At 58.5% G+C, this 26,157-nt stretch carries 18 protein-coding genes; 3 read left to right on the forward strand and 15 right to left on the reverse strand.

The annotated features are described in order from the left end of the window. Nucleotides 1-121 precede the first annotated feature (121 nt). Complete coding sequence (locus ACI0FJ_RS16175) at nucleotides 122-1,933, reverse strand: methyl-accepting chemotaxis protein (RefSeq protein WP_424305037.1); 1,812 nt, start codon at nucleotides 1,931-1,933, stop codon at nucleotides 122-124. Nucleotides 1,934-2,399: 466 nt separating this feature from the next. Further along, nucleotides 2,400-2,987 (reverse strand): hypothetical protein, encoded by a 588-nt coding sequence (locus ACI0FJ_RS16180; protein WP_424305039.1) that lies wholly within the window; start codon nucleotides 2,985-2,987, stop codon nucleotides 2,400-2,402. A gap of 289 nt (nucleotides 2,988-3,276) precedes the next feature. Here ACI0FJ_RS16180 and ACI0FJ_RS16185 point away from each other — a divergent pair, with 289 nt between their 5' ends. Together ACI0FJ_RS16185 and ACI0FJ_RS16190 are read left to right on the forward strand one after the other, a co-directional pair. Next, on the forward strand, nucleotides 3,277-4,101 hold the full coding sequence (locus tag ACI0FJ_RS16185; RefSeq protein ID WP_424305041.1) for a helix-turn-helix domain-containing protein: 825 nt from the start codon (nucleotides 3,277-3,279) through the stop codon (nucleotides 4,099-4,101). 71 nt (nucleotides 4,102-4,172) lie between these two features. Next, nucleotides 4,173-4,511, forward strand: coding sequence for a tRNA-binding protein (locus ACI0FJ_RS16190; RefSeq protein WP_424305043.1), 339 nt, complete (start codon nucleotides 4,173-4,175; stop codon nucleotides 4,509-4,511). 64 nt (nucleotides 4,512-4,575) lie between these two features. Here ACI0FJ_RS16190 and ACI0FJ_RS16195 read toward each other — a convergent pair whose 3' ends face one another. The 11 genes from ACI0FJ_RS16195 to ACI0FJ_RS16245 form a co-directional block, all read right to left on the reverse strand. Continuing rightward, the gene (locus tag ACI0FJ_RS16195; RefSeq protein ID WP_424305045.1) at nucleotides 4,576-5,229 is read right to left on the reverse strand and encodes a nitrite reductase; all 654 of its coding nucleotides are present in this window, start codon (nucleotides 5,227-5,229) and stop codon (nucleotides 4,576-4,578) included. 276 nt (nucleotides 5,230-5,505) lie between these two features. Beyond that, nucleotides 5,506-6,537 (reverse strand): hypothetical protein, encoded by a 1,032-nt coding sequence (locus tag ACI0FJ_RS16200; RefSeq protein WP_424305047.1) that lies wholly within the window; start codon nucleotides 6,535-6,537, stop codon nucleotides 5,506-5,508. A gap of 31 nt (nucleotides 6,538-6,568) precedes the next feature. Next, nucleotides 6,569-7,000, reverse strand: coding sequence for a helix-turn-helix domain-containing protein (locus ACI0FJ_RS16205; protein ID WP_424305049.1), 432 nt, complete (start codon nucleotides 6,998-7,000; stop codon nucleotides 6,569-6,571). Nucleotides 7,001-7,002: 2 nt separating this feature from the next. Then, the gene (locus ACI0FJ_RS16210) at nucleotides 7,003-8,730 is read right to left on the reverse strand and encodes an ABC transporter ATP-binding protein (RefSeq protein ID WP_424305051.1); all 1,728 of its coding nucleotides are present in this window, start codon (nucleotides 8,728-8,730) and stop codon (nucleotides 7,003-7,005) included. After that, on the reverse strand, nucleotides 8,714-10,627 hold the full coding sequence (locus ACI0FJ_RS16215; protein ID WP_424305053.1) for an ABC transporter ATP-binding protein: 1,914 nt from the start codon (nucleotides 10,625-10,627) through the stop codon (nucleotides 8,714-8,716). The genes ACI0FJ_RS16210 and ACI0FJ_RS16215 overlap by 17 nt, the downstream gene beginning before the upstream one ends. A 49-nt stretch (nucleotides 10,628-10,676) precedes the next feature. Continuing rightward, nucleotides 10,677-12,038, reverse strand: coding sequence for a hypothetical protein (locus ACI0FJ_RS16220; protein ID WP_424305055.1), 1,362 nt, complete (start codon nucleotides 12,036-12,038; stop codon nucleotides 10,677-10,679). Nucleotides 12,039-12,181: 143 nt separating this feature from the next. Next, nucleotides 12,182-12,979, reverse strand: a complete 798-nt coding sequence (locus tag ACI0FJ_RS16225) for an outer membrane lipoprotein-sorting protein (protein WP_424305057.1) — start codon at nucleotides 12,977-12,979, stop codon at nucleotides 12,182-12,184. A 74-nt stretch (nucleotides 12,980-13,053) separates the two neighbouring features. After that, on the reverse strand, nucleotides 13,054-13,971 hold the full coding sequence (locus tag ACI0FJ_RS16230) for a helix-turn-helix transcriptional regulator (protein WP_424305059.1): 918 nt from the start codon (nucleotides 13,969-13,971) through the stop codon (nucleotides 13,054-13,056). 315 nt (nucleotides 13,972-14,286) lie between these two features. Further along, nucleotides 14,287-16,611: an efflux RND transporter permease subunit gene (locus tag ACI0FJ_RS16235; RefSeq protein ID WP_424305061.1), complete on the reverse strand. Its 2,325-nt coding sequence runs from the start codon at nucleotides 16,609-16,611 to the stop codon at nucleotides 14,287-14,289. Nucleotides 16,612-16,704: 93 nt separating this feature from the next. Beyond that, nucleotides 16,705-18,720, reverse strand: coding sequence for a TonB-dependent receptor (locus ACI0FJ_RS16240; protein WP_424305063.1), 2,016 nt, complete (start codon nucleotides 18,718-18,720; stop codon nucleotides 16,705-16,707). Between the two features lie 471 nt (nucleotides 18,721-19,191). Further along, nucleotides 19,192-24,003: an AAA family ATPase gene (locus ACI0FJ_RS16245; RefSeq protein WP_424305065.1), complete on the reverse strand. Its 4,812-nt coding sequence runs from the start codon at nucleotides 24,001-24,003 to the stop codon at nucleotides 19,192-19,194. Between the two features lie 310 nt (nucleotides 24,004-24,313). Between ACI0FJ_RS16245 and ACI0FJ_RS16250 the strand changes: the two genes are divergently transcribed. Then, entirely contained in the window at nucleotides 24,314-24,658 is a 345-nt protein-coding gene (locus tag ACI0FJ_RS16250) for an MGMT family protein (protein WP_424305067.1), read from the forward strand. Between the two features lie 9 nt (nucleotides 24,659-24,667). On the opposite strand, the gene ACI0FJ_RS16255 is transcribed toward ACI0FJ_RS16250, so the two are convergent. Then, nucleotides 24,668-25,282, reverse strand: coding sequence for a LysE family translocator (locus ACI0FJ_RS16255; RefSeq protein ID WP_424305069.1), 615 nt, complete (start codon nucleotides 25,280-25,282; stop codon nucleotides 24,668-24,670). 5 nt (nucleotides 25,283-25,287) lie between these two features. Then, entirely contained in the window at nucleotides 25,288-26,115 is an 828-nt protein-coding gene (locus ACI0FJ_RS16260; protein WP_424305071.1) for an AraC family ligand binding domain-containing protein, read from the reverse strand. Between the last annotated feature and the right edge of the window lie 42 nt (nucleotides 26,116-26,157).

The following is a 26,157-nucleotide window of genomic DNA, read 5'->3' on the forward strand; positions in this document are numbered from 1 at the left end:
GGGAAAAAAACGGGGCGGCGCACCCGAAATCGGGATGCGGCCCGAACGGATGCGGTCTGGACGGGAAGGGGAAGACCGGCCCTTCCGCGGGGAACGGAAGGGCCGGGGAAAGAGGCGTGGATCAGGCGCTGTAGGACTTCATTTCCTTGATAAGGCCTTTCAGTGCCTGGATCTGGCGGGTCAGTTCCATGACTTCGGCGCTCGAAAGCTTCATGGCATCGGCGGTTTCCGAGGATATCCTGTTGATGCTGCTGACACTGTCGCTGATCTGCTCGCTGGCTGCGGACTGCTCTTCGGAGGCAGTGGCAATGGACATCACCTGCGAGGTGGCCGTTCCCACCAGGGAGACGATTTCCCGCAGGACATCGCCGGATTCGTTGGCCAGCTTGGTGGCCTGTTCAATGTTTTCCGTCGTATGCTCCACATTGCGGATATTCTTGTGCGTGCCTTCCTGGATGGCGCTGATGGCGTGTCCGACCTCGTTGGTGGCGGACATGGTCTTTTCCGCCAGCTTGCGCACTTCGTCGGCAACAACGGCAAAACCGCGTCCGGCGTCGCCTGCCCGGGCCGCTTCAATGGCGGCGTTGAGCGCCAGCAGGTTGGTCTGGTCGGCAATATCGGAGATGACGTTCATAATCTGTCCAATGCCCTCGGCCTGCTGTCCCAACTGCCCCATGTCTTCCTTGATGGTGTGGGATTGGCGGGAGATTTCGTTGATGCTGGCAACGGCCCTGCTGACCACTTCCGCACCGCCTTCGGCCTTTTCCCGGGCCTGATCCACGGCGCTGGATGCATGGCTGGCGTTTTGGGCCACTTCCAGCACGGTGGCGTTCATCTGCTCCATGGCTGTGGCGGTTTCAGCCACCTGGCGGGCTTGTTCCTCGGCACCGGCACTTGATTGGTTGATCTGTACCGAAATATCTTCCGAGGCCGCGGTAACGGTTTCGACCACAAGGGCAAGCTGGTCGGCCACCTTGAGGATTTCGTTCGTCATTTCACGGGAATGGGTATTGGCTTCTTCTGCCTTGCGGGTGGCTTCCTCGGCTTCGTGCGCCTTGTTGCGGGCGTCCGTCTCCTTTTGCGAAAGAGAGACGAGGTTTTCCTTGAGCGCGGCGGCCATATGGGAAAGCGACCGTTTCAGATTGCTGAGCTCGTCTGTTCCGTTGGCAACCAGTTGGACGTCCAGGTTGCCGGAGGCAATGCTTTCGGCCGCATCAGTGGTTTCGCGCACCCGTCTGACGATGCTGCGCGAGATGACAAGGCTGATGGGCAGGAGAAGCGCCAGAAACAGCAGAACAGCCACAACGCCTTCCACGATGATGGCCATATCGCCCTTGGAGCGCATTATGTCCTCAATCCCCTTGGCCTTTTCATCCAGGTTGTCCACATAGACGCCGGTTCCCAGCCAGTAGTTGGTGCCGGGAATCATCGTGGCATACCCTATCTTGGGCACGGGGTTCGACTTGCCGGGCTTGTCCCATTCAAAGCTGACAAAGCCTCCGCCGTTTTGGGCCGCCCTGGCCAGTTCGCGGACAGAGTAGACTCCGTCCTTGCCATGCAGGTTTTTCATATTTTTGCCCTGCATGGATGGGTTGGTGGGGTGGGCGACATTGATGGTGCCGTCGTAGATGAAAAAGTAGCCCGAGGAATCGTCCTCGAAAAAGATATTTTTGATGGATTTGCGCAGGATATCTGCCTGCTGGGCTTTGTCGGAGACACCCTGCACGGATATTGCCAGTGCCTGCGCCAGCGAGTCCGTAGTGACTTTGATTTTTGTCCTTTCGGCGTCAACCATCAGCTTGCTGGCTTCCTGAACCCCCGTGCTGGTGAGTTCGTACGAGGAATATATCCCCGTGGCAAAGATGATGGCGGCGGCAAACGTGGAAATGAAAAAAAGCAAAAGTAGCTTGGCTCTGATTGACAACGTGCTCATGGAACCCCTCCCTGCCATGCCTGATATCAGCGTGGCTTTCGAGCAGATATTATACTATTTTTATGGACAATAGCGTGTTGGTTATCACGTCGCTTGGGAACAACAACCTGAGGATGGTAAGAGTTTAAGAAGGTTCCTACTAAGTCCGGTTTCTTGACTTGGCAAGAGCGAAATTGAGGAAAACTTTTTATAATATACCAACTGATGATGTATTTAAAGTATATTTATTGGGGTGAGTCGAGTGGGAAGAATCCTTTAATAAAAAGGACCTTACAGCAACACTATTCTTGGGATAGCTTTTGTTTTTTCAGTATGTTGCAAATTCAGTAGGTAAAAATGAGAGCCGCCATGGCGGATGACTGTGCCGGAGCCGGGAACAACCCGTTTGGACAGCATTGCGGCATGTCTTTTAGGCCTTGGGAGGGAAGGCGGCTGGCGTTTCTAGTGGCAAAGAATGACCGATGGCCTACGGCATCCACTCCACGATGGCGCTGGCTGGGCGGCTGGCCTTCCACTGCATAAACTCCTTGGTGTCCCGCACACCGTAGGCAATGACGGCCTGGTAGACCTCTATGCCCAGGACCTGCGCGTCGGCGGGCAGTTCATGCTTGATGGTCAGGATGGCTCGGCGTGTTTCCGGCGTCAGGACTGCCGCAATGCGGTCGGCCACCTTTTCGAAATATCCATCGTATTGCGAGCCTCTGAGGATGTGGATTAGGTCGATCTGCCATTCCCGGTCGTCCCTGTCCTTGTACCAGGCATGCCATTCCAGACATTTTTCATCGGTTTCCAGCAGATTGGCGTATTGTATCCGCAATATGCGCGGGTTTTCGGCCATGCGGGCCATGGCGGCGAAGCTGTCCGCCAAAACAAAGTTGTCGGAATAGATGTGAAAGTCGATGTCCAGGCGGTCCATGAAGAGGCCGGTCCGCAGGGAGCCGACCAGATTCGCCGTGGCTCCGAACTGCTGCCAGATTTTTTCGATAGCAAGCTCCCGAATGATTTCCCGGGCCATACGCTGGTTTTGTTCGGAAATGGCAAGGAGGTCCTGCATCGGCTTTTTCTCCTGGTGACGTCGACAAGTTGTGGAATATGGCAACAGTACGATCAATCCCGCTAAGTTATTCGGCACAAAATGTCCAGAAAACAAAAAAAGCGTCGCCAGATACGGGCTGTACAGCCGGTGTGGACGAAGCAGGGCATCTGGTGCACCATGGCTCATGGTCCTGTTGCCACGCTTGGGAACGCCCGGCGCGACCTTGCAATCGGGCAATCGGGCGACCTTGCGAATGGGCAACCTTGCAAATGGGTAAACTGCATCTGCCGGACACTGCGGTGATGTTATGACTATCGTCTATCCACCTTCTTTTGCGCCGGGGCTGGATATCCTCTCCTGCCGTGACGGCCACGGGTTCGACCCGCATCTGCACGAGGGCTACGTGCTCTGGCTCAATTCCGAGGCCGGGGAGCAGTTCAGCGTACGGGGCCATTCCGATATTCTCCAGCCGGGCAGCATCAGCCTTATCGAACCGGGTGTCGTCCACTCCAACCAGCCCTGCGATCCGTCCCGTCGTCATTTGCGCAGTTTTTATTTTGGCAGCGAATTTCTGGACGCCCTGGCCGGGCGCATGGTGGAGGGCGACGGCCTGCCCCTGCTGCGCCCCGGAGTGTGCAGGGACGCGCGATTGACCGCGCGGCTCGAACGGCTGCACGAGCACCTTTTGCCGCAGCCGGGAGGTGTTCCGCCGGAAAGTGCCGAAGAGGATGTTCTGGCTGTTTTCGCTGAATTGTTCGCGCGCACGGCTGGGCTGTCCGTGCCCACCGAGCCCACGGCAAAGGACTGGCGTCTGCACCGGGTGGAAACATACCTGCGCGACACCCTGGACCGTCCGGTCCGACTGGCAGTTTTGGCCGAACTGGCCGGATGTACGGAATTTCATCTTATCCGCCTGTTCCGGCGGCACAAGGGCATGTCGCCCCACGCCTATCATTTGCAGCTCCGCCTGGAGCATGCCCGCCATTTGCTGGAGCAGGGACACCCCATTTCCGTTGCGGCCCAGATGGCCGGGATGTGCGATCAGAGCCACCTTACCCGGGCATTTCACAGGCGCTACGGCCTTACACCCGGTGAATATGCAGCCCAACGTGGGAGCCGGGGCAAGGGGTGATGTCAATTTTATTCAAGACGCTGGCGGAAGGCCGGGCTAACTGGACGGAAACAGAACGCAAGGAGAGGACTATGGATACCATCACCTGGAATGAATTCGAAAAGGTCGAGCTGCGCGTGGGGCGGGTTGTTTCCGCCGAAGTGTTCAAGGAGGCGCGCAAGCCCGCCTATGTGCTGCATGTGGATTTTGGAGAAGAGATCGGTATTCGCAAATCCAGCGCCCAGGTAGCCGCTCTGTACACCCCTGAAGATCTGGTCGGAAGGCTGGTGGTGGGGGTGGTGAATTTCCCGAAAAAGCAGATCGGCCCCTTGATGTCGGAATGCCTGGTTACAGGCTTTGCAAACAAGGACGGGGATATTGTTCTGTGCACCCCGGAACAGGATGTGCCGTTGGGCGCGAAACTGTGCTGACGTGAGCATTTCGGTCGTCCGCCTGTATTTGGTCTGGCGGACGACCGGTTCAAGACATTGCGTTTTATTTCAAGGCGTCCAGCAGGGCGTCTTCACCCAGACGGGCAATGGTGGCCCGGGTGCGTTCGCGCTTCTTGCCGTTTTCGCGGTAGAAAATCAGAGCCTTGCGTAGAAGCTCCAGAGCCTCTTCCGAAGACAGCCCTTTGCCCAGCACTACGCCGGGGCCCGCATTGCGTGTGGCTCCGCCGCCGAACATGACATCCCAGCCCTTGGGGCCGCCAAGCAGGCCGATATCCCGCACATAGCTCATGGCACAGGCCGTTTTGCAGCCCGAGACGCCGCTCTTTACCTTGTAGGGATAGGGACCGTTTTCCTTGACCAGGGCCAGGATTTTTTTGCCTATCTCGCGGGTTCTTTGCTGGCCCAGTTTGCATTGGGCGGCTCCGGGGCAGACCGAAACTCCGGGAGGGGCCTTTTCCACGGACACGCCCAGGGCGGCGGTAATTTCGTCCAGCTTGTCTGCGGGCACACCTTCTATGTTCATGCGCTGGCCGGTTGTGGAGCACAGGGAAGGTAGGTTGTATTTCGTCATGACGGCCGTGATGTGTTGCAGGTCGGCCAGGTTGAGTTCGCCCTGGGTGAGGCCCAGGCGCAAAACGTATGTTCCGTCACGCCGTTCAATGGGCATGAGCAGAAGTTTGGAAGAATCAGTAGCCATATGGATACTCCTCGGAGGCGGGCTCCGAATTGGGGGTAGTAAAGAGAGATGAGCAGACGGTCGGCGAATGCCGCAGATTGATTACAAAATTTAATCAGACTGGCAGCTCAAAACGTGCGAGAGAAGAAGTGCCAGCGGACTGGAAAAAAGTCCAGCGTGTCTGAGGGGTTTTGAGGGGGGGATACGAAAACAGGCCGGGACGGACGCGCAACAACGTGTCTGCCCCGGCCTGTATGTTTGGGAAGGGTTTTGCTCAATTGGGAGTATGCAGTCAGGCTACCTGACCTGTCGGGCCAGTTCTTCCAAAGATTCCTCAATGCCCAGCTCTTGGAGGAGTTCCTCGTAGAATTGGGGTGGTTCTTCCAGGTTGGCGTAGTATTTTTCCAGGGCGTCTTTGTCCAGGTCGCCTGCGCGCACCTGGGCCGAGAACTCGTGGTCCATGTAGCTGGACACGTTGTTGATTCGGGCAAGTGCGGCCATGAGCTTGAGCAGGCGGCAGCCCGAGGCGATATAGTGTTTGGGAACAAAGCTGGTGATGGGCTTCCAGTCCAGTTCCCGCCGGGCCACCTCCATGATGTGCCGGGGCTGGTAGGGCAGATACAAAAAAGGATACTCGATGGAGCAACCCGGCGCGGTATCGGCGGTAAACTTCGGCAAAAGGTGGCTGTCCGGATGTTCTGCCGCCTTTTTTTCAGCCTGGTCAAAGAGGTAGCCGATACGCCCCTGGATGGCCTCCTGTTGGCGGATGCGCAGTTCGTCGGTCTCTATGGCTTTGGTTTTGCCCATGCCGGAAAGCTGCTCCGGGTTGTAGCCCACAAAGACCGCAGGAATTTCCAGGCCGAGCGCGATTTCCACGGCCGTGTCCAGCAGGTATTTGCCGCAGTACAGGCATATCTGGCCGAATCCCTTGTCCATGAGGCCGGGGCTGGTGACCAGAAAACGGTACAGGGCGTTGCGCTCTTGCGGACGGGCCCGGAAGAGCATGTGGGGCATGTCCAGCCTGCGGGCGATGTCCGCCGCATTCTCGAAGGTATCCGCATATTCAAAGCCGTTGTCTATGGTCAGTCCCAATACGTTGAGGCCCATCTCCTTTTTCAGCAGGTGGGCCAGGAAGGCGCTGTCCTTGCCACCGCTCATCATCACCAGGGCTTCGTATCTATCGCCGGTTTTAAGGGCATCCACCCGTTGCGCGAACTCGGCGCGCAGACCGCCCCAGTCGCGCTGTACCGGTTTGTGGTTGCGGCACAAGGGGCACAGTCCGTTTTCGTCCAGAGTCAGGCGTGGGTCGCGTCCTCCTGCAGCATGCATTTGTTGCAGCGGCGCGAGGTGTATTCGTACATCAGCAATGCTCCTTGGGGCGTGCGGTGGTTGGTTGGGCTGGCCGTTTTCGGCGGAGTTCGGCAAGAAAAACGCGCGGGCAGATGCCGAAATGCAGGCTGAAGGCCCGGCTGAACGAGGGCAAACTTTCATACCCCACGCTGAAGGCCGTGTCCGTCACATTGGCCCGGTTTTCGGCCAGCAGGCGGCGGGCTTCCTCCAGGCGCAGGCGGCGCAGATAGCCGTAGGCGGTGGTGCCGAACAGGCGATGGAACCATTTGTTCAGCAGGGGGTGGGACAGCCCCACCTGCCTGGAAAGTTCCTGCAGGCAGGGCGGGGAGGCCAGGTTGTCCCTGAGTATGCAGGCGGCCTTGCGCACCGCCGCAGCCTGGAACGTGCGCAGAGGGTCTGCGTCCGGCGGTTGAGGGCGGGGCGCGGGGAAATCCGTTTGCATGGCTATCTCCGTATTTTCCATCCCTTGGCGCGTTGCTGCAGGTTCCAGAAGGTGGCGAACCGCCCCTGTTGTTCCATCAGCTGGTCAAAGTCGCCCTGCTCGGCAATGGCCCCGTTTTCCACAAAAAGAATCCGGTCCGCATGGCGGATGGTGGAGAGCTTGTGGGCAATGACGAAGAGGGTCTTGGAGGCAGTCAGGGCGGCAAAGGCCTCTTGCAGCAGCCCTTCGTTTTCCGGGTCCAGCGAGGCCGTGGCCTCGTCCAGAATAACGATGGGCGCGTCCTTGAGAATGGCCCGGGCAACGGCAATGCGTTTTTTCTCGCCCCCGGAAAGGGTGGCCCCGCCTTCGCCAAGCACGGTCTGGTAGCCGCGGGGCAGGCGCATGATGAAGTCGTGGCAACGGGCCGATTTGGCCGCCGCAATCACGGCTTCCTCGGGTGCTGACGGATCGCCGAAGCGGATGTTGTTCAGGATGGTGTCGTGAAAGAGATGGGCGTCCTGCATGACCATGGAAATCCGTTCCAGCAGGGCTTCCGGATCCACGTCGCGGACGTCGTGCCCGCCCACCAGCACCCGCCCCGAGTCTGCATCCCAGAAGCGGGAAATCAGGTTGGCTATGGTGGTCTTGCCCGCGCCGGACGGTCCCACCAGGGCGGTCATGCTGCGCGCCGGGGCCTCGAAGCTGACGCCCTGGATCACCTCGCGGTCGCCGTATCCGAAGTGGACGTTTTCCAGCCGCACTCCCAAATCAGCATCCGGCAGTTCGGCAATGCTTCCCTTTTGCGGCGCCATGCGCAAAATGTCCCGGATGTTTTCCGCGGAGTTGGCAAGGTGGCGCACCATGGAAAAGTACGGGGCAATGCCCATGACCGGCTGGTAGAATTTGAGGCTCATGATCATGAACAACAGCAGAACGGGCAGGCTCACTTGGCCGTCACGCAGCATGTCGGTTCCGAAAAGGATGAGCAGCACAAAGCCGAGGGCCGCGATGCAGGCGTAGATTTGCGAGACCGGTTCGATGTGTGCTTCCAGTGAGATGCAGCGGTCGCGCAGGGTGCAGAGCGATCCGTCCAGCCGGGAAAAGGATGTCCCGGTAAGGTTGAAGGATTTTATGGTGCGGATGCCCCGGATGTATTCCAGCACCCGCGAGGCCGCGTCGCGCCGGGAATCCAGCATTGCCACGCTCTTTTTTTCCAGAGCCCGGCGGGAGGCGTACAGGAAGTACAGGGCCGGTGGCACGGTGATGACCAGCAGCACGGTCAGGCGCAGGTTGATGAAGGCCAGAAAGACCGCCACGATGAGCGGCAGGGCAATGCAGATGACGAACTTGTTGTACATGTTGGAGGCGGCCAGCTCCACGTTGTAGACGTCCAGCAGCAGGGTTTCGGCCCTGTGGCCTGTTTCCCCGGAGGTGAGAAAGCCCAGGGGCAGCCTGCGCAGGTGCTCGCCCAGGCGCAACCGGAGTTGCGCGCCCGTGGAATAGGCGAACAGGCAGGAGGCAACCACGGAACGGACCGCGCACCAGGCCTGTGCGCCGAACAGCAGAATCATGAGGCCGATGTAGGGCAGCATGTCAAGCAATCCGGCCCGGTTTTCCAAAACCGCCGCAATGACCATGTAGAGCAGGAAGAGCGGGGCTCCGGCCAGCATTGCCTCCACAACCGCGAAAACGGTCGCCTTGTGGAACGAGCCGATGTCGTCCCTATTGAATTCCTTAAGCAGACTGCGCATTGCAAACCTCCCCTGTGCCAAGGTCCTGTGCGTTGGCGTCCTGTGCGTTGGCATCATGTTCCGGGATCGTGTTCCGTGCCGCCAGGCTCCAGCCGGAGGCCTGGGTCTGGACGTCCCACATCCGCTGGTAGAGCGGGCAGTTTTCCAGAAGTTCCTGGTGCGAGCCGGTTCCGGCAATGAAGCTGCCTTGGGTTGTTTGGGGCGCGTCGGAGCCTTGCGCGGTGCGGTCGAACACCACCAGGGCGTCGGCTTCGGTCAGGGCCTGGAGCCGGTGACCGATGACGATGACCGTCTTGCCCTGGAGCAGTTCGCCCACGGCTTCCTGAAGCAGGGCCTCGTTTTCCGGGTCGGCATAGGCCGTGGCTTCATCCAGAATAACGATGGGGGTGTCGCGCAGTACGGCGCGGGCAATGGAGATCCGTTGCCGCTCCCCGCCGCTGAGGGGCACGCCGCCGTCGCCGACCACGGTGTCGTAGCCGTCGGGCAGGCGCATGATGAAGTCGTGCGCCCTGGCCTTGCGGGCTGCATCCATTATCTGTTCCCGGCTGGCTTCGGAGCGGCCCGCCCGGATGTTTTCCAGCACGCTGTCCGTAAACAGAAACGTGTCCTGAAAAACAAAGGAAACCATATCCATGAGCTTTTCCGGGGCAATGTCACGCACGTCCACGCCGCCGATGCGTATGGCGCCCTGCTGCACGTCCTGATAGCGCGAGGCCAGCGTTGCCAGGGTGGTCTTGCCCGTGCCGGACGGGCCGACAAAGGCGGTCAGGGTCTTGGCGGGCAGGCGCAGGCTCAGGTTGCTGAACAGCGGGGAGGTTGCGTCATAGGCAAAGGTGACACCATCGAACTCGATATCGAAGGTCTGGGGAACGCTCGGCTGGTCGGGGTGCGAAAGGACGGGCGTCTGCATGACTTCTTCGATGCGCTGGACGCCCAGGCTGATTTCCTGGAGCTTTCCGGCAAAGCGAAGCAGCCGGTCCAGCGGCACGGCGTAGCCCACCGTGAGCATGAGGAACAGAATCAGATCGGCAACCGTGAGGCTGTGGCGGGAGAGCTGCACCAGGGCGGGCGGCAGCACAAACAGAATGCCAGCGCCCAGCATGGTTCCGAACAGGGCGTAATACTTGCCGGAAATGCGCGACCAGTCCGAGACCACATGTTCGAAGCGGCGCACCGAGTCGCGAAAGCGGGTGAACGACTGCACGGTCTGGTTGAAGGCTTTGATGTCCATGATGCCTTGCACGTATTCCACGATGGTGCTGTTCATGGTGGACATGCTGTTGTGGAAATCGTTCATGCGTCCGGCGCTTTCCCGGAACATGAGCACCTGGCAGAGCACGGCCAGCACCAGGGGGATGAGGGCGGCCAGGGCCAGGGGCCAGTCCAGCCAGAAGAAAAGTCCCAGGGTGAGCAGCGGGGTGGCGGCCGCCGCGCACAGGTCGGGAATGTGGTGGCAAAGCAGGGTTTCGATGCGCTCCACGTCCTCTATCATCACTTTTTGCAGGTTGCCGGAGGTGCGCTGCGAAAAGAACAGCATGGGGAGGCGCCCCATGTGTTGGGCGATGTTGCGGCGGATTTCGCACAAGGTGCCGTATCCGGCACGGTGGGCCAGGGTTCCGGCCCGCCAGCGGGCAAAGGCCCGTCCGGCAACCGCAGCCAGGGCCAGCAGCGCCAGGGGCCACACCGAGGCCACGTCCGAGGGAGGCGTGGCACCGGAAGGATGCGTATTTGAGGAGCCCATGGAGCCCATGGAGCCCATGCAGGCCAGGACCACCAGGTACATTATATAGTATGTGGCCAGGTCCAGAAGGGAATCCAGTATGGAAAACGCCCCGGCCCATGCCAGGGTTCTTTTGTGCGGGCCTGCGAGCTGGAGGATACTTCCTAAACCGCTCATACGGTCGCTCCTTGGTTTTGAGTTGTCCGAACTCCGGCCAGGGCCGGATTCAGAAGGAGTATTTGACCTTGCAGTAGATCATGTCGTTGTCGCGGAACTGGCCCAGAACCGAGTCCGCATCCCCTTCCCAGAGGATGACTCCGCCGGTCAGTTCCCAATGGTCGTCCACTTCGTATTGAACGTAGGCTTCCGTGGACAGGCCTCCGCCGTTGAAATAGACGGTTCCCTGCACGCCCGTTTCCAGGGCCGTGTCCAGAAATTTGTCGCTTACCTTGAAGGTCATGCCGTCGGAAAAGTCGCGGCAGGCCGCCCCGGAATCCGATCCCGGAAGAAGTTCCACAAAATACTGGCCGTTCAGGTAGAGGTTGCTGAAAAAGGTCCAGTCCAGGCCGACCACGGCCTGGACGAAATCCGCCTTTACCAGGCCGTCTCCTCCTGCTTCGTATTCCGCGGTGTTGTGCGGCGCGGCGGGAAAGACCGTATCCGGCTTGTAGGCCACTTCGCCGCGCACCGTGCCGCTGGAAAGTCCTTTGGCGAAGTTGAACCCGTAGGCCGTAAAGTGCGGATGCAGCGCCTTGTAGGTGATGATTCCTTCGGTCTGCTCCCGGGAATAGACCGCGTCGTTGGCGTACCCCTCGTAATAAAGCAGGGAGAGGTCCCAGCCAGAGGCCGTGACCGTGGCCCGCAGGCCGTATTCCTGGCCGTCGGGCGTGTTTTCGTCCTCCAGTTCGGCCTGTCCGTTGTCCACAGCCTGGCGAATGGCCCGTACTCCCGCAGGTTCCCATGGGCTGTCCGTGAGTGGCGGCTTGTTGACCTCGGCCATGGGCAGGAACACGCCCTCCAGGGTAATGCCCGGCCGCTGCACCACGGCCTGCAGCAGCGGCACCGACCTGCGCCGCAGGCTGCGGGCGTTGGCCACGGGGTCGCGCTGATCCACAGGGTTGAACAGGTCCATGGGGTTGATGCCGTCGCCCGTGCCCCAGCGCACCACCTGCTGTCCGGCCACAAGGTCCAGGTAGGAGGTGTCCAGGGACAGGTAGAGCTTGTCCACGCGGGTGTGGGTCTGCTCCTCCTGCTGGTCGCTCCATTGGGCCACGGCCGGGTCGAAGTCCGCGTCGGCCGATCCGAAAACCAGCAAAGAATGCATCTCCGCGGAGGTTTCCAGGTGCAACCGCTGGCGAAAGGAGAGGACTTCGCCCCGGTCCACTCCCACCTGGGTTCGGGACTCGGCATAGCCGCCGAAATACAGGTCGTAGGCTGATTCCTTTTCGTCGGGCATGGCCTCGGTCAGGTCGAAGTCCATGCCGTCCATATCGAGCGGAACGTCTTCCGCCATGGCCCGCGGCAATGGAGCGAAAAAACAAAGCAACAGCGCCAGGCCTGCAAGCCAGGCCGCAAAATATCGGGGCATGGAGTCTCTCCGGTCAGGGCCGAGGGCCGGTGGATGTCATTTGCTGTGGCATTGGGGCCCGTTTGTTTCGGCAGTGGCCCGAATTGGCGCGATCATCATTTTTTCCGTATCTGCGCATCACATCTTTTTCTTTTTGGCGGGGCCTAGCGGGGCAGGTTGCTCTGTTCGAAAAACGTGTCGGGAAGCCCGGTGTTGTATTGGATGTCCGCAATCTGAACCAGGGTGCGGGTCTTTTTGCGCGGCGTTTGCATGATCATGCGGGTGTGGCGCCAGATGCCGTCTTTTTCCACAAAGCCTCCGTAGCGGGCGGTTTTCAGCAGCTTTCCCCGCTTGTCGTAATAGTCGATGCGTGCGGGCAGGTGGATGTCCTGCCGTACCCAGGCCACACGTTTGGAATACCCGGTATCGGACAGGTCCACCGGGACATACTCCACAACCCAGCAGTCGGTGCCGTCCATTTTTTCGGTGCGCAGCAGGGTTTGGCTGTCGTCGAGCACGGAGCGCTTTTCAATGTCCTCGTTGGCCATGTCGCTGCGCATGAATGACCCGGTTTTGCCGCCGCCGCTGATGCGCCGCACCAGGTTTTCCGAAGGCATGAACACCCACATGTCGTCCTCGTGTTGGGGCGCGTCCCAGCTCCAGGTGAGGTAGCTGGTGTTGCGAATGTCCGAGGGCGCCAGAAAGCGGATCAGGCCGCGTTCGTCAGGCGGGAATTTTTTGGTGAACATTTCCATCTTGCGGGACAGTTTGGCGCTGCCCCGTTCTATGACCATAAGCATGGTCTGGCGTGCGTCGCGGCTGGAATCGGCCTTGTCGATCAGGATGGCGATGTCTCTTCCTGTAAGCTCGGAAGACGCGGCTGTATCTGCTGCTGCGGCGGCGGGGCCGATAGGGATAAGCAGGCAGAACAAAAGGAATATGAAGGACGTGAGTTGCGGCATGGTTTTCTCCGTGTTTGCAGCCAACTGGCTTTACACACAAGAATACCTCCGCTGAGCGGACTATGCTGTCGGTATCAGGCCAGGTTTGTACCTGTTTCGGTCAACACGGAATGGATGGAGGCATGGCAGCTTTTGGGCGAGATCCCGAACTGCCGTTTAAAGGCCCGGCTGAAGTGGCTGTGGTTGGAATAGCCAATGGCAAAAGCCACTTCCGTCACGTTCATTTCGCCGCTTGCCAGCAGGGCCTTGGCCTGGTTCAGCCGGTAGGTTTGAAAGTAGGAGAAGATGGACTGCCCAAAGGTGGTGCGGAAAGCGCGTTTAAGGGAGCTTTCGCTCATGCCTACCTGCCTGGCGAGGTCCGTTATGGTGGGCGGATTGGACAGGTCCTGCAAAAGTAGTTCGCGGGCCTGCTCCGCCTTGTGCCGGGCCGGAACGCAGGGGCAATGCGGTGTGGAGGGCAGCAGGGTGTGGCGCGAGACCTCGCCCAGCAGCAGGCCCAGCCCCTTGCTTTCCAGGTACAGGCGCTGCAATCCGCCTTGGAAAGGGCAGTGCATGATGTCTCGAAGCAGCATCCGTGTTTCCGGGGTCATGGGGGCCACGCCATGGTAGGGCAGGCCGGATTTTTTGCAGATGCTGTCCATGAATTCCGGGCGTAGGTCGTTGATGTTTTCTTCCACGAATTGCAGAAAACGCTCCTGCCGTACTTCCAGATCCAGCCAGAGGGTGCGCCCGGCTTCCACTCTGGCATCGATGGCGGTTTCGGGCGCGTGCCAGATGCCGGATATTCCCGAGGTGATGGTGGCGGTGGAGCGGTTGGACTCCATGCGGGTGGTCATGCCGCCTTCCAGGCAGAAGGAGCAGCCGATGTTGCCGCCGGGCGAGTTGAAGCGCAGATGGACGTCCTCCGCTGTGTTGAACTCCTTGAGTTCCACACGCAGTCCTTTGTCCAACTGGTGGCGAAAATGTGTTGTAAGCGGCGGATTTTTAGTCATAATTCTTTGCGTGTAATTATTGAACTTGATAATCAATGTCAATACAAGAAGTGCTGTGAAATTGACAAAAAAACAGGCCGACCGCAATAAACGGTCGGCCTGAAAACGCTGCTCGTGTCGCGCTTGTTCTCTTCGCGCCATTAAAAATGGAGCAGTACGCGCGGCACGCTGCATGACGGGCTATGCCCGTCATGTACCACCAGAGGCGGCGTGAGCGGACCAGAAAAACGAGGTTTTTCTGGTCGCGTTCCTCCACAAAATACCAAGACGCATTGTGTGGACTTCAAGCAGGAGCAAGGGGAGACGCATCCCCGCTCAGGCGTTTTTTCCCTTTCCCAACGGTTTGAGCAGCATGAGCAGGGCGGGCGCAAAGATAAGGTCCGCCACAAGTGCCCATAGAAAGGCAAAGCCTGCCAGAATGCCTATTTTGATCCATCCCACCATGACCGAGCAGGCCAGAACCAGAAAGCCCAGGGTAAGCGTGAGCGTGGTGAACATGATGGGCCGTCCCACATCCTTGATGGTGCGGCGGATGGCTCCGGCATAGTCGCGGTCCAGGTCGAACTCGCGCCGGAAGTGGACGAAGAAATGGATGGTGTCGTCCACGGCAACGCCGATAATCATGGCGCTGACGCTCATGAGGATTGTATCCATGTAGATGCCGGTAAAGCCCAGCAACCCAAGGATCATGAACACGGGCATGATGTTGGGGACCATGCTGATGAGCCCCATGGGGATGGAACGGAGGGTGATGATCATGACCACGGTGATCATGGCAAAGGCAAGGGCGATGCTGCGGCTCTGGGCCGTTGCCATGTTGTCGTTGAGGGTCTTGGCAATATCCACAAAGCCGGTGGTGGTCACCTTGACCCCTTCCGGGAACAGCTCCTCGGACAGGGCCGCCTCCTTGTCCATCAGTTCGCGGGTCTCGGACGACCCCAGGGTGCGCGTCTGAAGGTTGATGCGGGCGGTGGAGCCGTCGAAGCTGACGATCTTGTCCATCTGGTCGCCGCCGGACATTTCGTACAAGGCCAGATATTCGGGTACGGCTGCCTGTTTGTCCGGCAAGGTGTTGAATTTTTCGTCGTCGCCGTGCAGGGCGCGGCGCATCTTTTTGAGCACGTCCACCACACTGAAGCTTTTGTGGACCAGCGGGTCCTGCTCCATGGCATCGGCCAGCTGTTCCATGCCGTGCAGCACGGCCAGGTCCTTTATGCCGTCGGGACGGCCCGTATCCACCACTATTTCCAGGCCCGTGGAACCGGCCATGCGGTTGTCCACGTAGTCCACATCCTGGCGCAGGGGCACCCGTTTGGTCAGGAACTTGGTGGGGTTGGACTCCACCTGCACCAGAAAGGAACCGCCCACACCCAGGGCCATAAAAATAACGAATGCGACCATGACCATGCGGGGCCGCGTAGTGACCAGCCTGCCCAGGGCATCCAGAATTTTTTCGGGGAGCACCATTTCGCGCGTGGCCCAGCCCCGTTTGGGACGTTCTTTTCCAAAGGAGTAGAACACGGGCACCAGCACCATGGTCAGTACAAAGGCGTAGAGCACGCCCGCCGGGAGGTACACGGCCAGGTGCAGAAACGGCTTGATGGGAGCCGAACTGAAGGCGAAGAAGCCTATGGCCGTGGTCAGACTGGTCAGCAGGCAGGGCAGTCCCACCCGGCCCATGGAATGCAGCAGCGCGTCTTTGCGGGATTTGCTTTGCGAGGCATGGTGGTTGTAGTCGGCAATGGCGTGCATGGCGTCGCCTATGCCCACGCAGATGAGCATGACCGGCAGCCCGATGATCATCAGGTCCAGATCAAAGCCGATAAGGGCGATGGTGCCCAGGGTCCAGAAAAAGCTCAGGGTCACGACGATGACGGGGACGAGCACCCCGCGCAGGGAGCGGGTGAAAAGGAACAGCAGGATGGCCTGCACCAGAATGCACAGCCCGAAGAATTTGGGCGTTTCGCTCCCGGCCACCTGGTTGTAGCGCGTTTCAAAGATGGGATGGCCCACCACGCGCAGGTCCAGCCCTGCGTACTCCGGTTTTTCCAGCACCTGGAATACGGCCATGGCGACCTGCGTGGACGGGGGCGGTACAATGTGTCCTTCCGGGTACTTTTCCAGTTCGATGAGAATGCCGGCGGCCTTGCCGTCTTCGGATATGTAGCGGTTGACGAAGTCCTTTTCCTTGAGCGCCAGGGCCTGGCGGCGGTCGGCCTCCTGCGCGTTGGCAGGCATGTCTTCGAGCAGTTCCTGGATGAAGACGGTGTCGGCACTGGCCGAGATGTGCTCGGCATTGCCCACCCATGTAAGGTCGCGCAAATAGGGGACGGTCCGTTCCAGCTCTTCGGACAAACGTTTGATCACCGCCGCGTTTTCGGGTTTGAACACGCCGTCGGTCTCCACCAGAATGTAGACGAACTGGTCGTTGCCGAACGAGTCCTTGAACGCGTTCAGCCGGTGCATGGCCGGGTCGTTGTCAAAGAACCAGATTTCAAAGGATCCGTTGAACTTGAGCGAGGACGAGCTGGCCATGAAAAAGGCGGTCAGCAGAATCACGCCCAGCAGGGCGAGCCAACGGAAGCGGATGATACCCGCGGTGAGCCGCTCGAAAAAGGCGATGCTGGAATTACGATGCATGTATGTAACCTCGTGGCATGTCGGGAGTGGACCGGGGAACGGGCGGAAGGGGCTGGATGCAGCGTGCATGCACGCTGCATCCAGGAGTTCATGCTAAAAGAAGTGGTATGTAACGTTCAGCCCCAGAGTGAGCGGAGCAGTGGCCACGGCATAGCCTCCGCCAAAGGCGCCTTCGTAGTCGTACCGTTCGTCAAAGAGGTTGGTGGCGAACACGTACACATCGGTTTTTTCAAATTCCCATCCCACCTTGGCGTTGACCGTGGCATGTTCGGGAATGGTGCATTCGTTGGAGCTGTCCAGATAGACCTTGGAGCTTCCCAGAACTTCGGCGCGGGCGAACAAGCCCGAGCTATGGCGATACTGTGCGCCGCCGCTGTAGGTGTAGTCCGGCACAAAGGGGAGATGGTTGTCCTTGTGGTCGCCCAATGCGTCCGTAAAGTTGCCGTAGCGCATGTGGGTGTAGCCTAAGGTTCCGAACAGTTCCAAAGACGGAATGGGGAACCAGCTGATTTCGAGCTCGCCGCCCCAGGCCTGGGTGTCGCCGGAGTTGGCGGTGTAGGGCATGGGCATCATGCCGTTCATCACGTATTGCTCAACCTGGATGTCTTGAAAATCGTTCAGAAAGACTGCGGCGTTCACTTTGAGGGTTTTGTCAAAGAAGAAGTTTTTGGAACCCAGTTCGTAGGCCCACATGGTTTCCTCATCGAACTCGTACTGCCCGGACGGCGGGGAGTAGCTGTTGAATCCGCCTGCGCGGTAGCCGCGCGATACCGTGGCGTAGGCCATGTTGTTGTCCGTAATCTGGTATTCGAGGCCGGCCTTGGGCGAGAAGGCGTTCCAGGTTTTGGTGTCGTCAAATGGCTCGCTGTTGAATTTCGTGGTGTAGGTATCCATGCGCAGGCCGCCGATAAGGCTCAGACCACCCCATACGGGATACTTGGCGTGGGCAAAGGCGGAGTACGTATCAGTTACGTCCTTGGTTTCCGTAGCCGCGCCTGAAGCCACATATTCGTACTGCACCTTGCGGTCATATTTGTTCAGGTAGGCGCCAAGCAGAAAGCTTGCCCCGTCGTCGTCCTGGTAGTTCAGGCGGAGTTCCTCGCCGATGTCCGAGTACTTGTCGTATTTGTGGGTTTCCCATCCCTTCATGGTGGAGAAGTCGTAGTCCACCTCGTAGTCGGCGTTTGTGTAGCGGCGCGAGGTGATGGAGGTAAGGGACCATTCGTCCGTGAAGTCATATTTTACGTGCAGGGCCTGCTCGTCGATGGACGAACGGTTGTAACCTGGTGTGTCGGTATTGACGTGGCGGTTATCGTCCGAAGGCCAGGCATACATGGAAAAGGAGCCTTCGTCGTATTTGAGCAGGGAGGCCATGAGGGTGATTTCGAGCTGTTCCGTGGGCGTCAGGCGCAGTGTGCCGCGTCCGGAAATGTTGCCCTGATCGTCCACCAGGCTGTCGTCATAATCGTTGTGAATCCAGCCGTCGCGCCGGTAGCCGTCCACGGCCAGCCCCAGGTACATCATGTCCTTGATGAGCGCGCCGGAAATGTCGCCCTTTGCATGGAACATATGTCCGCTGCCCACTTCCATGGTGGCCTTGCCCGACGGATCATTGCCCGGCTTTTTGGTGATGATGTTGATGACGCCGCCTTCCGTACCGCGCCCGTAGAGTGTGCCCTGCGGTCCGCGCAGCACTTCGATGCGTTCGATGTCGTAAAGGTCGGAAACATACCCGAGGTTGGAGGTACATGGCACATCATCCACATACAAGGTGACGCTGGAAATATTGTTGTGCGGGTCGGAGCGTACACCACGCATGGTGGGAAAGTTGATGACGTTCATGCCCCCGGTGTAGAAGCCGAGGTTGGGAACGCGCAGCCCGAGATCCTGGACAAAGTTCATGTTGGCGTCGTTAATCTGGGTATCATCAAAGGTGGAAATGCTGGCCGCTGTTTTTTGCAGGTCGGTTTCGCCCTTGGTAGCCGTCACGACGACGGCGTCCAGCCTGGTGCTGTTTTTCGACGCATCGGCGGAGGCGGCCGCCAGACCCGTCTGCGGCAGGGCCAGTATGCAAAATAACGCAAGGAAAAGTGATCGCCAGGAGGACATGAGCAAGCTCCCTGAAATGAATTCTGTTGATGGTTTGTGCTGAATACCGTTGCCGTGTGCTGTCTGTGACGAATATGATTATGATAACGCTAATCAATATCGATTGAATCAAATACGTTCATTTCTCATTCCGTACTGCCCGAAGCGGGTCAAATTTGTTCCTGAAGCGGTCAGGTGGAATCGGTTTGAAAATACAGCGACCGTGCAAAGCACTCCGGGGGCGATATCCGGTGCGGCCATGGCACAGGTTTCCTCGGATATCGGTCTTCCGTCAAAATGCAGCAGTCTTGGGGAGGAGGTGCAAAGGCCGAAGGAATCCGCAGGTCTGGAAAGGCCCTGCCCCAATGCTTTGAGCACGGCTTCCTTGTTCAGGGGCGGGCCTTGTGGGGAGCTTCAAAGGAAATGTATGGTTTTACGGTGTGTGGTTGTTTTTGGGGAGGGAATTAATTGAACAGCTGCAAAATTGCGCTGTTATGAGTTGCCGGATAATTCAGCCTTGAGCCGTTGCCGCAGCAGGGTCTTAAGATCCTCAAAATCCACGGGCTTGGCGATGTAGCCGTTCATGCCTCCGGCAAGAAAGCGTTCCCGGTCTCCGGACATGGCGTGGGCGGTCATGGCGATAATCGGTATATCCGCCAGCCTTTCTCCCGCAGCTCCTTCCCGGATGGCCCGTGTCGCTTCCATTCCGTCCATGCCGGGCATTTGCACATCCATCAGCACCAGGTCCACTTCATGTTCTGTCAGGGCCTTCACGGCCTTTTCGCCGTTGTCGACCGTATGGATCTGGCAGTTGAGTTTTTCCAGCATCCTTTTCATGGTCAGCTGGCTGATGCGGTCATCCTCGGCCAGGAGAACTCTCAGCCGTTCATTGGAAGCCTCGGGAGAAATTTCGTAATGTTCGGTAGCAATCGGAACCGAAGCCTGAACGCAGGGAATGTTGACGTAAAATTGCGTGCCCTTGCCGACCTCGCTGGATACGGCAATCGCTCCCTTCATAAGGGAGACGAGTTCCCGTGATATCGCCAGCCCCAGCCCTGCGCCCTGAAAGCGCCGTTTGGAATCGGCTTCGGCCTGGGTAAAGGCTTCGAACAGGCTCCCCTGCTTGTCTTCCGGGATGCCGATGCCCGTATCCGAAACCGTGAACAGCAGCCTGGGGACGACGGCATATGTGGCGGGGATAAAGTCGGCTTCCAGCATCACATGGCCGGATTCCGTAAACTTGATGGCATTGCCGAGCAGGTTGCTGATAATTTGTTGCAGGCGCAGAGCGTCTCCCAGCAGGGTGCGGGGGATGTCCGGGGCAATTCTGGTCCGCAGTTCAAGTCCCTTTTGCCGGGCAACCGGGGAATACAACTGGGAAATGCCACCGATCATCTCGAAGAAATCATAGGGTTCCGGGTTCAGGTCCAGACGGCCGGCCTCCACGCGGGAAAGGTCCAGGATGTCGGAAAGTAGGCTGGTCAGCCGACGGCTCGATTGCAGGGCGATATCGGCACATTCCTGCTGCTCTTGGTTCATGGAAGTGAGCAACATGAGCTGGAGCATGCCGATGATGCCGTTGAGCGGCGTACGGATTTCGTGGCTCATGTTGGCCAGAAACATGGACTTGGACTTGCTGGCGGCCAGGGCTTCCTCCTTGGCCTGGATAAGGGCGTGTTCCGCCCGTTTGCGTTCCGTAATGTCCTCGACCATGGGCAGAAAATACAGGGGGTGTCCCTTCTGGTCCCGGATGATGCTGACAACCACCTTGGCCCACACTTCTTCCCCGTTTTTGCGCAGATAGCGTTTTTCGAGTCGGTTCGTGTTTTGCATCCCTTCGGTCAGGGAGCGGACAAGGTCGATGCTTACGGACACGTCGTCGGGATGGGTGATTTCGTGGAAGTGCATGGCGACAAGCTCCTCCTCCCCATACCCGATGAAATGGCGGAATGCCTCGTTGACGCGTACGAAGCGCAGGTTTGGAGAAAGAAGGGCCGCGCCAATGGGCGACCTGTCGAAAGTGAGGCGGAAACGCTCCTCGCTTTCGCGAAGATCTTCTTCGATTTTTTTGCGGTGGACGATTTCTTCCCGGAGCCTGGCTGTGGCCTGCACCAGATCCTGAGCCTGGCGTTCCGCAAGCTTGCGCTTGGAAAGCTGAGTTATCTGCTGTTCCTTGGAGCGCAGCACGGAGAGTTGTTTTTTATGCAGGTCGCGGAGCATTTCAGGGGCAATTTTGAATTGGGTCCTTTCGGTGACCATATCCGTAAAGCGTCGTTCCACGGCGTGGGTTTTGGCCGTGGCACCCCAAAAATCATAATTGCTGTAGGCCCGCTGCCAGTATGTCAGGGCCACCTGATCCAGCCCGCGTTCTTCCCAGAACAAGGCGGCTTTTTCGTTGGCCACGCCTTTCCATTGGAGAAAACCGCCCTCCCGGGCCGAATCGATCGCCTGTTCATAAAAGGTGCCCGCCTCCTGGAACCGGCTCTGCATGCGGGCCTGTTCAGCTTCCAGAAGTTGCAGCTTGAACTTGTAGTTGGCCGGGCAATGTTCGGCCCAAAGGCGGAATCGCTCGATGATTTGCGTCAGCTCGCGCAGCCGGTCAGAATTGTTTTCTTCCTGGTCTGCAAAGAGCGAGGCGTAAATAAGTGCGCGGGTGAAGAGATGTTCGGGCCAGGGGAGCAGCCCCTGCAGACCGACCGTGTATATGATTTCGTCGGCCTGGTCGGAAAATTCAAGGGCGCGTTCATATTCGTTCATGACGAACAGCTGGAACGAGCGCAAGACCTTGTAGATGCAGACCACCTGGATGTTCCCGCTGGACTGCACCCTGTGCAGAAAATCGGCTTCCCAAGTGGCGCTGCAATGGGCAAGACCAACATCCTCGGTCAGTTCATCCATGATGTGGATGCTGGCTTCGAGCAGATCTATGGCCCATTGATTGTAGCGGGTCCGGCTGAAGTTCAGGGATACGTCGGTTTCGTTGCGCAGCCGCGGCAGGGGCATTCCCTGAAAAAAACAGCAGTACATGTTGTGGCCAAAGGCGTAGGCCGCGTACTGGAGGTTGCCGAAGCGGGAACCGATCTCGTAGGCGTCGGCATAATCCCGGCTGCTCAGGCTGAGATGGTTGAACCAGTGGCGGGCGGAGCTTCCCATCATCAGAAAAAAGACGCTCTTGTCCGAGGGCGAGTCAAAGGTCTGGGTCATGAGTTGTTCGGCAAGGTCGGAGAATGCGCCTGCCGTGGCAAAGTCGTCCGCCACCCAGATGAGAAGTCCGGCAAGGGCTGTGTGGCTGTAGCCCACTTCGGGCATGTTGCCGTAGCGCAGGATGAGGTTGACCACTTTGGGTACCAGCACCGACCATAATCGTTGGTGCGAGCGGTAGCAGGGCGGCCCCATGGTGATGAGAAGCTGGGTGGCCTTGCGCATTTCCGGATGGCGCATGATAGGCATGTCCGCATACGAAGTTACGGGACGCTCTTTCAGCGTAGTGCGAAGCGTCTTGAGCTCCATTTCGAGCCTGGCCTGGTAATCGTCCTCCGGGAGGTTTATTCCCAGGGCCTGCAGGCCGCTGCGACCAGCGGAAATGGCCTCCGGATAGCGTGCCTGCAGCGTATACTGGACAATCATAACCCGTTGCGCCTCGGCCTTTTCCAACGGAGTGGTGGCGTGGTTTATGGCCTTTTGCAGCAGACTTTCAGCCAGCTTCTTGCTTCCTTCCAGAAATTCGCTTTCAGCCCATTCCAGGTGCAGGGCCATGGTCATGGCATAGTTGGTTTCCCATGCCTGCTCGGTTTGGCCTGCGCTCTGCAACAACTCCCCGGCCATGCGGTGGAACTGCAGCGCGGCATTGTAGGCTGTGGTGGCTACAGCCTTGCGTGCCGCCCTGATGTTCAGTTCCAGCAGCCGCATTTTGTCCTGGTCGGTTGTTATGAAGCGCTGGCCTGCGTTCATATGCGAGGTTATCTCGAACAGGTGTTCGTCCAGCTGGGTGCTGTCGTAATTTTCCAGAAGCGTCGTCCCTATGGCCAATCGGACCTTGGGCTCGTCTTCCTTGGGGATCAGCCCGTGGGCGGCTTTCTGAATGCTGTCGTGGGCGAATTTGAAAATATCGACGGACTTGTTCGTGTTTGCGGCAGCAGCCTCCGCATAGGGCGGAACCGTAAGAAAACCCTTTTGCAACCCGGGGGAAAGCAGGCTGAGGCATTCGGATTTGCCGCGTCCGCTGACGAGGGACAGATCGGCAAGGCTGAAGGTGTTGCCGATGCTGGCGGCCAGGAAAAGAAGCTCCTGAAGCGGCGCGGCATAGTTGGCAAAGCGCTGGGCAAAAAGGTTGCTGATGGAATCCGGAAAAGTGCCGGTATCGGAGGTCTCGTTTTTCCAGCGCCATATTCCGCCCGGTGCGGACGGCTCCGGTGTCGGATCATACCGCAGCGTGCCCCTGGAGTGGATGAACCCCAGCAGAGCATGCATAAAGAAAGGGTTTCCCCTGGTCCTGTCGTAGATGATGTCGGTCAGCTGCTGCAGGTCCGCCACCTTGGGGGCAAGGGCGTCCCGTATGAACTGTTTCACGTCGCGTCGGCCAAGGGGGAAAATTTCCTTGCTTTCTATGCGTGGGTTCAGGATGTGCATCTCCTGAAGCACCGCGGCAAAGGGATGCGTCTCGTCCACTTCGTTGTTTCTGTAGGCCGCAACAATCAGGACGTATTCCAGATTTCCCGTGCCGAGCAGCCTGAAGAGTTCCAGGGATGCCGGATCGCCCCATTGCCAGTCGTCGATGAACAGAACGACCGGATGGTCCGGTTTGCAGAAGACCTTGAAGAAGTTGTGGAAGATACCATGCAGTCTGTGGCGGGCCTCGATGGGGCTGACCATGGTCACCGGGGGCTGTGGGCCTATGAAAGCTTCGAATTCCGGGGCAATTTCAAAGAGCAGACGCCCCAGGTCGCCGACGGCTTCCAGAAGTTCCTCTTTCCATTGGGCCTGCATCTCCGGGGGCTGGGAGTAGAGTTGCTGCAACAGTATTCCCATTACCTGCCGGAAGGCCGAGTAGGGTATGTTGCCCTGGATTTGGTTGAATTTTCCCTGGCAGAAGAACCCGTTGCGTTGGAGTGTGGGCTCTTCCATTTCCATCACCAGGGAGGTTTTTCCCACGCCGGAAGGGCCGGGGATAAGCAGCAGTCTGCCTGGTCCCGAACATGCCTCCTCAAGAATTGCCAGCATCTCTCCCTTGAGCTTTTCACGGCCGTACAGCCGTTTGGGCAGATGCAGCTCTTTTTTTATGTTGTCTGGCAAGTTCTGGTTCACCGTCCGGTTCCTCTTTCTGGCTTGGGCGGTGTATCGCAGGGGACCCCGCAAACCATATGTTTTCCCGACGTGTTGGAGGGCATTGTCCACTTGTCGCACAAGTGAGTTTGTGAAAACCTACCCGAAAAAAAAGCCAAGAGCTAGCCAAGATAGGAAGAAAGTATGGGACTGGCACTTATTTTTTACACAGGGCGGGAACTTTGTATCTGATTGGAGTGCTGATAAGGGAATTTTCCCGGCAGTGTGCGGGGCTGCCCAGGTACTTGCCCAATAAGACCCGCACCGGGAACGAAAAATCGGAGGAAAGCGCGTGGCGCAAGGTGAGTTTACACAGCGGGCAATGCGGATAATACGGGCCATTCCCAAAGGGCGGATAGCGGCCTACGGACAGGTGGCACGGCTGGCGGGCAGTCCGCGAGCCGCCCGGCAGGTGGTGCGTGTGCTGCATTCCTGCTCGGAAAAACATGCTCTGCCCTGGCATCGCGTGGTGGACAGGAACGGCCGGATTTCATTGCCCCCCGGACGGGGCTTTGAAGAGCAGTGTACATTGCTGCGGGCCGAGGGAGTCGTTGTGGATGAAGACGGCGCCATCAGCCTGGAGCGCTTTCAATGGCGTCCCGGACCGGAGGAAGATTTCGGCTGCGGTGAAGGATGAACCGGGGAATCAGCCCTGTGGGCCGAACATCGGCAGGTACACCTGTTGGTAGGCCATGTCGCAGGCCACAAGGACGAGCAAAAGGCTCATTATTTTGTTCAGCACATTGAAAAACGTGGGATTGGCGATACGCCGTCCAACCACGGCACCCATGGCCGCATAAAGGGTGGGAGCGCCGAACCCCAGCAGCCCGAGCAAGGCGGACCAGATGGCAATGGAGCTTCCGGTGATGCCGCTCCGGGGAAAGAGCACCGTGGTTACGGGAAAGACCACCATAAAGGCCTTTGGGTTGAGCAGCTGCATAAGCAGACCGTCCACGAACGTCAGGCGGGAGGAGTTTGTATTCTGAACGTTCAGCGTTACGGGGGCGGTTGCCAGCTTGGCGGCAAGGTAGAGGATGAAGGCGCAGCCGAGGATGCCTATATACGGCAGCATGGCGTGGGAGATGATGGTGGTTCCTGCGTAGCCGACAAGCGCGAACCAGAAGGAAAGAGCGCAGGCCACGCCAAGGGAAAAGGGGACATGGGCGGTAAGCTGCTTTTGCATGCCGTTGTTCAGGCTCAGCAGGTTGACCGGACCGGGCGTATACATCACGCCGATGGAAAAAGTAATGATTTCAAGCATGGGAACTACTCGGCTATCTGCTGCTGGTATTGTTTGGGTGTGATTCCATAGGTCCTTTTGAAGTGCCGGTTCAGATGGCTGGCATCGGCGAAACCGCACATCTGGGCCGTGCGGCTTGCCGGAGTGCCGCTTCCGATAATTGCCCGTGCCTTGTTGACCTTGCAGTTCAGGACATACTGATGCGGGGTGATGCCAAACTGCCCCCGGAAAAGGCGGATGAAGTGGTACTTGGAAATATGGGCCACGTTGCAGAGGGCATCTATTGAAATATCCTGTTGCAGGTTGTCGTGGATATACTCCCGCACCTGTTGCAGCGCCTTGTCCTTTCCCCTGCTCCTTGCGGGCTCTGTCGATTTTCCCGTACGCCGGGCAAACCAGGTGGCGATCTCATAGATATGCAGTTCTTTTTCCAGCCGGGAGCTGCCCTTGGTGGTCATGCACCGGGCAAGGGAGAGAATCTGTCTTTTGAGTGCTTCATCGTGGAGCAATGTTCCCGAAATTCGCGGTGCCGAAAGCTCCGGCCCTTCCGGCGCGTTGATGAGCGTGCTGATTTCCCGGGGATGAATGTACAGCATGACGTACTTTAACGGGGCGCTGGTGCCCGGATTGCCGTCGTGCACCTCCTCGGGATTGAACAGGATGATGTTGCCGGGTTTGCTTTTGAAATGGCTTCCCAGGCAGCGGAAGTCCTGGAGTCCGGAAAGGGTCACGCCCAGGGCGATTTCTTCGTGCGCGTGTTTTTTATAGGAAAAGTCGTTCATCTCCGCATTGAGTACGGTGACGCCTGGAAGATGGCGACTGCCCTGAAATATGAAGTGATTGTCCTTGGTCATGGTTTTTGATCCGTTCGTTTCCAAAAAGATAGGGCATTTCAG

The organism is Desulfovibrio sp. 7SRBS1 (assembly GCF_049723905.1).
In the GTDB taxonomy this organism is placed as follows: Bacteria; Desulfobacterota; Desulfovibrionia; order Desulfovibrionales; family Desulfovibrionaceae.

Bases quoted from the DNA above. Each gene is read 5' to 3' on its own strand.
- ACI0FJ_RS16185 (WP_424305041.1), top strand. From the start codon at position 3,277: ATGACTATCGTCTATCCACCTTCTTTTGCGCCGGGGCTGGATATCCTC.
- ACI0FJ_RS16220 (WP_424305055.1), bottom strand. From the start codon at position 12,038: ATGCCCCGATATTTTGCGGCCTGGCTTGCAGGCCTGGCGCTGTTGCTT.
- ACI0FJ_RS16205 (WP_424305049.1), bottom strand. From the start codon at position 7,000: ATGCAAACGGATTTCCCCGCGCCCCGCCCTCAACCGCCGGACGCAGAC.
- ACI0FJ_RS16190 (WP_424305043.1), top strand. From the start codon at position 4,173: ATGGATACCATCACCTGGAATGAATTCGAAAAGGTCGAGCTGCGCGTG.
- ACI0FJ_RS16180 (WP_424305039.1), bottom strand. From the start codon at position 2,987: ATGCAGGACCTCCTTGCCATTTCCGAACAAAACCAGCGTATGGCCCGG.
- ACI0FJ_RS16210 (WP_424305051.1), bottom strand. From the start codon at position 8,730: ATGCGCAGTCTGCTTAAGGAATTCAATAGGGACGACATCGGCTCGTTC.
- ACI0FJ_RS16255 (WP_424305069.1), bottom strand. From the start codon at position 25,282: ATGCTTGAAATCATTACTTTTTCCATCGGCGTGATGTATACGCCCGGT.
- ACI0FJ_RS16195 (WP_424305045.1), bottom strand. From the start codon at position 5,229: ATGGCTACTGATTCTTCCAAACTTCTGCTCATGCCCATTGAACGGCGT.
- ACI0FJ_RS16225 (WP_424305057.1), bottom strand. From the start codon at position 12,979: ATGCCGCAACTCACGTCCTTCATATTCCTTTTGTTCTGCCTGCTTATC.
- ACI0FJ_RS16230 (WP_424305059.1), bottom strand. From the start codon at position 13,971: ATGACTAAAAATCCGCCGCTTACAACACATTTTCGCCACCAGTTGGAC.
- ACI0FJ_RS16215 (WP_424305053.1), bottom strand. From the start codon at position 10,627: ATGAGCGGTTTAGGAAGTATCCTCCAGCTCGCAGGCCCGCACAAAAGA.
- ACI0FJ_RS16240 (WP_424305063.1), bottom strand. From the start codon at position 18,720: ATGTCCTCCTGGCGATCACTTTTCCTTGCGTTATTTTGCATACTGGCC.
- ACI0FJ_RS16175 (WP_424305037.1), bottom strand. From the start codon at position 1,933: ATGAGCACGTTGTCAATCAGAGCCAAGCTACTTTTGCTTTTTTTCATT.
- ACI0FJ_RS16235 (WP_424305061.1), bottom strand. From the start codon at position 16,611: ATGCATCGTAATTCCAGCATCGCCTTTTTCGAGCGGCTCACCGCGGGT.
- ACI0FJ_RS16260 (WP_424305071.1), bottom strand. From the start codon at position 26,115: ATGACCAAGGACAATCACTTCATATTTCAGGGCAGTCGCCATCTTCCA.
- ACI0FJ_RS16200 (WP_424305047.1), bottom strand. From the start codon at position 6,537: ATGCATGCTGCAGGAGGACGCGACCCACGCCTGACTCTGGACGAAAAC.